Raw genomic sequence first — 6172 nt, 5'->3', positions numbered from 1 at the left:
CCGGACCACCTACAAGGCCACCATCAGCATCAACATGCTCACAACCGACCCTTGACACGGCCCAGACCGCCCTAACTGAACGGCGTTGCCTCTAGGCGTCAGACGTACGGCCCCGGAGCCGCCGGCCCTCGGGGCCCTCTGCGACGGCTCAGGCGCGCTCCCGGCGGCCGGGAGCGCGCCGCTGCCGTCCCAGGGCCTCACACAGGCCCGGCGGGGGCGTCAGGGGCGCCCGGGGCCGATCCCAGCGCCGAGGCACGGCGGACGCGGTACAGGAAGTCCGCCACGCGGCGCAGGTCGGGCTCCTCGGGAAGCGGGGAGTGCGCGGCGGCCTCGTCCGCGTGGGCGGCCAGGCGGGTCATCCAGGACTCCACCTCGGGCCAGGGGACCTCGCCGCGCCGCACGGCCAGCAGGCGGGCCCGGGCGTCGCCCACCTCGACGGTCAGGCGGCCCGTGCGCAGCAGGTCGCTGGCGCTGATCAGCAGGCGCAGCAGGTGCATGGCGTGCTTCCAGCGCGGGGCGCCGTGCGTCCGTACGTCGGCGTCGAGCCTGCGGCGCTGGGCGAGGGCGTAGCCGGTGAAGGCGGCGTGCACCCGGCGGGAGAGGAACGCCTCGCGCAGCGCGAGCAGTTCGCGGCCGGTGGCGTCGGCGTGCTCGACGAGCGGGGAGTGCAGGCACTCCAGGATGTTCGGGTTGCCGCGCAGCGCCAGTTCGCAGAAGCGTTCCAGTTCCCAGCTGAACTGTTCCGGCCCGGGTCCCTCGACGTGCGTCGGGGGCTTCGCGAAGCGCCAGAAGAGCGGGGCGGGGGCGACGAAGACGCCACGGCGGTCCGTGTCGCTGCTCTCCGTCGCCAGCCCGAAAGCCCGCGAGCCCGTCACACAGGCGTAGATCGTGTGGTCGCGTACCAGGTCCTCGGGCTGCATGCCCGGGAGCGTACGCGGATCCTCACGCCAGGCGGATGGAATTTCCCTCCACGTGGATCTCCTTGGCGGCCAGCGGCCGGGACGCCGGGCCGTGGGCCACCGAGCCGTCGGTGACGTGGAACATGCTGCCGTGGCAGGGGCAGGCGATGGTGCCGTTCTCGACGTGGCTGACGGTGCAGCCCTGGTGGGTGCAGACCGCGGAGAAGGCCTTGAACTGGCCCTTCACCGGCTGGGTGACGATGACGCGCTGCTCCTTGAAGACCTTGCCGCCGCCGACCGGGATGTCCTCGGTCCGCGTCAGCTCCGCGCCGGCGGCGGCGCTGTGCGAGGGGGACGCGGCGGCGGCCGTGGTCGGCGGCCTGGAAGGGCTCGGCGGGGCCGAGGAGGCGGCGTCCGCGGCGGACGCGCTGCCGTCGCCCGATTTCGAGTCGCTGCAGCCGGCGGCGAGCGCGGCGGCCGCGCCGGTGGCGAGAACCGTACGCCGGGTCGATCCCTGAGTCATGCCGTCACTCCGAGGGGTGCCGAGGTGGGGGAAGACGCTCCGAGCGGAGCGGAAGCATCTTCGCACCGAAGACCCCCAAGTCGAAGTAAATCCGAGTCGACTGGTGCAAATGGTGCATCGGTGTGGCGTCTCAGCGGGCGGGCGCCGTGCCTGCCCGGCGTGCCGCCTGACTAGGCTGGCCGCGAACCACCCAGACACACGTCAGCGAGGAGCAGCGCCGTGGCGGTACGAGCGGTCCGGGGGGCCGTCCAGCTGGAACGGGACGACGCCGGTCACATGAGCGAGCAGGTGGAGGCACTGCTCACCGCCGTCCTGGAGCGGAACGGCCTGGCCGCCGAGGACCTGATCAGCATCTGGTTCACGGCCACCCCCGACCTGCACAGCGACTTCCCCGCCGTCGCCGCCCGCCGGCTCGGCATCGTCGACGTACCGTTGATCTGCGCGCAGGAACTGGACGTCGAGGGTGCCATGCCCCGCGTGGTCCGCGTCCTCGCGCACATCGAGACCGACCGGCCGCGCGCCGAGATCGCCCACGTCTACCTGGGGGCGGCGGCCGCCCTGCGCAAGGACATCGCCCAGTGAGGAACGCACTCGTCATCGGCACCGGCCTGATCGGGACCTCGGCGGCCCTGGCCCTCGCCCGGCGCGGGGTGGGCGTGCACCTCACCGACCGCGACCCCGAACAGGTCCGTACGGCCCTCGCGCTCGGCGCCGGAACGGACGCGGCGCCCGACGGCCCCGTCGACCTGGCGATCGTCGCCGCCCCGCCCGCCCATGTCGCCGGGGTGCTCGCCGACGCCATGCGCCGCAAGGTGGCCCGCGGCTACCTCGACGTGGCCAGCGTCAAGGGCGGCCCCCGCCGCGAACTGGAGGCGCTGGGCCTCGACCTGAGCGCCTACATCGGCAGCCACCCCATGTCGGGCCGGGAGAAGTCCGGCCCGCTGGCCGCGACCGCCGACCTCTTCGAGGGCCGCCCCTGGGTGCTCACCCCCACCCGCGACACCGACACCGAGGTCCTCAACCTCGCCCTGGAACTGGTCTCGCACTGCCGTGCGGTCCCGGTCGTCATGGACGCCGACGCCCACGACCGCGCCGTGGCCCTGGTCTCCCACATGCCCCAACTGGTCTCCAGCACGGTCGCCGCGCGCCTGGAGCACGCCGAGGAGGCGGCCGTACGGCTGTGCGGGCAGGGCATCCGGGACGTGACCCGGATCGCCGCCTCCGCGCCGCAGATGTGGATCGACATCCTCTCGGCGAACCCGGGACCGGTCGCCGACCTGCTCGCCGACGTCGCCGCCGACCTGGACGAGACGGTACGGGCCCTGCGGGCGCTGCAGTCCTGCGACGAGGCCGAGCGCCGGGAGGGCGGCGCCGGCATCGAGGACGTGCTGCGGCGCGGCAACGCCGGACGGGTCCGGGTGCCCGGCAAGCACGGGTCCGCGCCGCGGGCGTACGAGGTCGTCGCCGTCCTCATCGACGACCAGCCCGGACAGCTGGCCCGCATCTTCGCCGACGCCGGGGCGGCCGGCGTGAACATCGAGGACGTCCGGATCGAGCACGCGACGGGACAGCAGGCAGGCCTGGTGCAGCTGACGGTCGAGCCGAAGGCGGTCCCCGTGCTGACGGCGGCCCTGCGGGAACGGGGCTGGGCCCTGCGGAAGTGAGGGCGTGACCGGGCGGGAGCGAGGGCGCGACCGCGCGGCGGTGAGGGCGCAACCCCGCGGCGGTGGGGGCCGTACCCTCCGGCCGTCGGAGGGTGCCCGGGCAGCCAGTAACCTTGTGCGGGGGCCCCTGGCTCCCGTACACCCGTCCACCACCCTTCACCAGGAAGGTGCCCCGCTGTGGAACACGGCGCCGCCCGGACCGCCCAGCCCGTGATTGTCGCCATCGACGGCCCCTCCGGCACGGGCAAGTCGAGCACGTCGAAGGCCGTGGCCGCGCAGCTCGGCCTGAGCTACCTGGACACCGGTGCCCAGTACCGGGCGATCACCTGGTGGATGGTGACCAACGGGATCGACATCGAGGACCCCACCGCGATCGCCGCCGTGGCAGCCAAGCCCGAGATCGTCTCCGGCACCGACCCGGCCCACCCGACGATCACCGTCGACGGCACGGACGTGTCGGGTCCGATCCGCACTCAGGAGGTCACCTCCCAGGTCAGCGCGGTCAGCGCCGTGCCGGAGGTGCGGACCGTGATCACCGAGCTGCAGCGCTCCCTGGCCGCTGCCGCCGCGACCGGCATCGTCGTCGAGGGCCGCGACATCGGCACGACCGTCCTGCCCGATGCCGACCTGAAGATCTTCCTCACCGCCTCGCCCGAGGCCCGCGCCGCCCGTCGCAGCGGCGAGCTGAAGAGCGCCGACGTGCACGCCACCCGGGACGCCCTGATCAAGAGGGACGCGGCCGACTCCAGCCGCAAGACCTCCCCGCTGGCCAAGGCGGACGACGCGGTCGAGGTCGACACCACCGACCTCACGCTGGCCCAGGTCATCGAGTGCGTCGTCACCCTCGTCGAGGAGAAGCGGGCCGCCAAGTGACTGCTGAGTCCGTTTCGTCCGAGCGCGGTGCGGAGGTCGGGCGCCGGATCGGCGTCGGGCTGATGTACGGGCTGTGGCGCCCCCGCGTGCTGGGCGCCTGGAAGGTGCCGGCGTCCGGCCCGCTGATCTTCGCCGTCAACCACTCGCACAACGTCGACGGCCCGATGGTCATGGGCGTGGCGCCCCGGCCGGTGCACTTCCTGATCAAGAAGGAAGCGTTCATCGGCCCCCTCGGGTCCTTCCTGACCGGCATCGGCCAGCTCCAGGTGGACAGGCACAGCGCCGACCGCACGGCGATCACCCGCGCGCTCGGCGTCCTGGAGCAGGGCGGGGTCCTCGGCATCTTCCCGGAGGGCACCCGGGGCGTGGGCGACTTCGCCTCGCTGCGCGCGGGCCTCGCCTACTTCGCCGTCCGCAGCGGGGCGCCGATCGTCCCGGTGGCCGTACTGGGAAGTTCCGAGCGGCGCGGACGGTTGATACGAGGGCTGCCGCCGCTGCGCTCGCGCGTGGACGTGGTCTTCGGCGAGCCCTTCGACGCGGGCGACGGCAGCGGCAGGCGCACCCGGCGGGCACTGGACACGGCCACCGAGCACATCCAGAAGCAGCTCGCCGACCACCTGGAAAACGCCAGGCGCCTCACCCGGCGCTAGCACACACTCGAGTAGTGGATCACCACGGCCCCGTGATGATCCACCGACCACCACGATGAACTACGAGGTACGGACTTCATGAACGACGACATCCAGCCCGACGGCTCGGCCGAGCACGAGTACGAGCACGGGGCGCTCGGCGACGCCGAGTACGCGGAGTTCATGGAGCTCGCCGCCGAAGAGGGCTTCGACCTGGAGGACGTCGAGGGCGCCATCGAGGCCGCCGGACACGGTCCGCTGCCCGTGCTCGCCGTCGTCGGCCGCCCCAATGTCGGCAAGTCGACCCTGGTGAACCGCATCATCGGCCGCCGCGAGGCGGTCGTCGAGGACAAGCCAGGCGTCACCCGAGACCGCGTCACCTACGAGGCCGAGTGGGCGGGCCGCCGCTTCAAGGTCGTCGACACCGGCGGCTGGGAGCAGGACGTCCTCGGCATCGACGCCTCCGTCGCCGCCCAGGCCGAGTACGCCATCGAGGCCGCCGACGCGGTCGTCTTCGTCGTCGACGCCAAGGTCGGCGCCACCGACACCGACGAGGCCGTCGTCCGGCTGCTGCGCAAGGCCGGCAAGCCCGTGGTGCTGTGCGCCAACAAGGTGGACGGCCCCAGTGGCGAGGCGGACGCCGCCTACCTGTGGTCCCTCGGACTCGGCGAGCCGCACCCCGTCTCGGCGCTGCACGGCCGCGGCACCGGCGACATGCTGGACCGGGTCCTGGAGGCGCTGCCCGAGGCGCCGCGCGAGAGCTTCGGCGTCGGCGGCGTCGGCGGCCCGCGCCGCATCGCCCTGATCGGCCGCCCCAACGTCGGCAAGTCCTCACTGCTGAACAAGGTCGCCGGCGAGGAGCGCGTCGTCGTCAACGAACTGGCGGGCACCACCCGCGACCCGGTCGACGAGTTGATCGAACTGGGCGGGGTCACCTGGAAGTTCGTCGACACCGCGGGCATCCGCAAGCGCGTCCACCTCCAGCAGGGCGCCGACTACTACGCCTCCCTGCGCACCGCCGCCGCCGTCGAGAAGGCGGAGGTGGCCGTCATCCTGATCGACGCCTCCGAGTCCATCTCCGTGCAGGACCAGCGCATCGTCACCATGGCCGTGGAGGCGGGCCGCGCGATCGTCCTCGCCTTCAACAAGTGGGACACCCTCGACGAGGAGCGCCGCTACTACCTGGAGCGGGAGATCGAGACCGAGCTGGGCCAGGTCGCCTGGGCCCCCCGTGTCAACGTCTCGGCGCGCACCGGGCGGCACATGGAGAAGCTGGTCCCGGGGATCGAGACCGCGCTGGCCGGCTGGGAGACCCGGGTGCCGACCGGCCGCCTCAACGCCTTCCTCGGCGAGCTGGTCGCCGCCCACCCGCACCCGATCCGGGGCGGCAAGCAGCCGCGCATCCTGTTCGGCACCCAGGCGGGCACCAAGCCGCCGCGGTTCGTCCTGTTCGCCTCGGGCTTCATCGAGGCGGGCTACCGGCGCTTCATCGAACGCAGGCTGCGCGAGGAGTTCGGCTTCGAGGGCACGCCGATCCACATCTCGGTGCGGGTGCGCGAGAAGCGCGGCCGCGCGAAGTAGGAG

7 protein-coding genes are annotated in these 6172 nt (G+C 73.0%); 5 read left to right on the top strand and 2 right to left on the bottom strand.

The window, feature by feature from the left end:
• Nucleotides 1-197 precede the first annotated feature (197 nt).
• Both ACFC02_RS41125 and ACFC02_RS41120 read right to left on the bottom strand, forming a co-directional pair.
• Entirely contained in the window at nt 198-920 is a 723-nt protein-coding gene (locus tag ACFC02_RS41125; protein ID WP_376367911.1) for a DNA polymerase beta superfamily protein, read from the bottom strand.
• Between the two features lie 22 nt (nt 921-942).
• Complete coding sequence (locus ACFC02_RS41120; RefSeq protein ID WP_376367909.1) at nt 943-1422, bottom strand: Rieske (2Fe-2S) protein; 480 nt, start codon at nt 1420-1422, stop codon at nt 943-945.
• Between the two features lie 219 nt (nt 1423-1641).
• On the opposite strand from ACFC02_RS41120, the gene aroH reads away from it, so the two are divergent.
• The 5 genes from aroH (at nt 1642) to der (ending at nt 6169) form a co-directional block, all read left to right on the top strand.
• Nucleotides 1642-2004 carry a chorismate mutase gene (gene aroH, locus ACFC02_RS41115; RefSeq protein WP_360965964.1) on the top strand — a complete coding sequence of 121 codons (363 nt, stop codon included), beginning with the start codon at nt 1642-1644 and terminating at the stop codon, nt 2002-2004.
• On the top strand, nt 2001-3086 hold the full coding sequence (locus ACFC02_RS41110) for a prephenate dehydrogenase (RefSeq protein WP_376367907.1): 1086 nt from the start codon (nt 2001-2003) through the stop codon (nt 3084-3086). The genes aroH and ACFC02_RS41110 overlap by 4 nt, the downstream gene beginning before the upstream one ends.
• 177 nt (nt 3087-3263) lie before the next feature.
• Nucleotides 3264-3959 carry a (d)CMP kinase gene (gene cmk / locus ACFC02_RS41105; protein WP_376367905.1) on the top strand — a complete coding sequence of 232 codons (696 nt, stop codon included), beginning with the start codon at nt 3264-3266 and terminating at the stop codon, nt 3957-3959.
• Nucleotides 3956-4609, top strand: coding sequence for a lysophospholipid acyltransferase family protein (locus tag ACFC02_RS41100; RefSeq protein WP_376367903.1), 654 nt, complete (start codon nt 3956-3958; stop codon nt 4607-4609). Before cmk ends, ACFC02_RS41100 begins: the two co-directional genes overlap by 4 nt.
• A gap of 78 nt (nt 4610-4687) precedes the next feature.
• Nucleotides 4688-6169, top strand: a complete 1482-nt coding sequence (der, locus tag ACFC02_RS41095) for a ribosome biogenesis GTPase Der (protein WP_376367901.1) — start codon at nt 4688-4690, stop codon at nt 6167-6169.
• Nucleotides 6170-6172: the final 3 nt, after the last annotated feature.

This window comes from Streptomyces sp. NPDC056160 (assembly GCF_042268205.1).
Lineage (GTDB): Bacteria > Actinomycetota > Actinomycetes > Streptomycetales > Streptomycetaceae > Streptomyces.
This window is presented reverse-complemented; position numbering and strand designations above follow the sequence as displayed.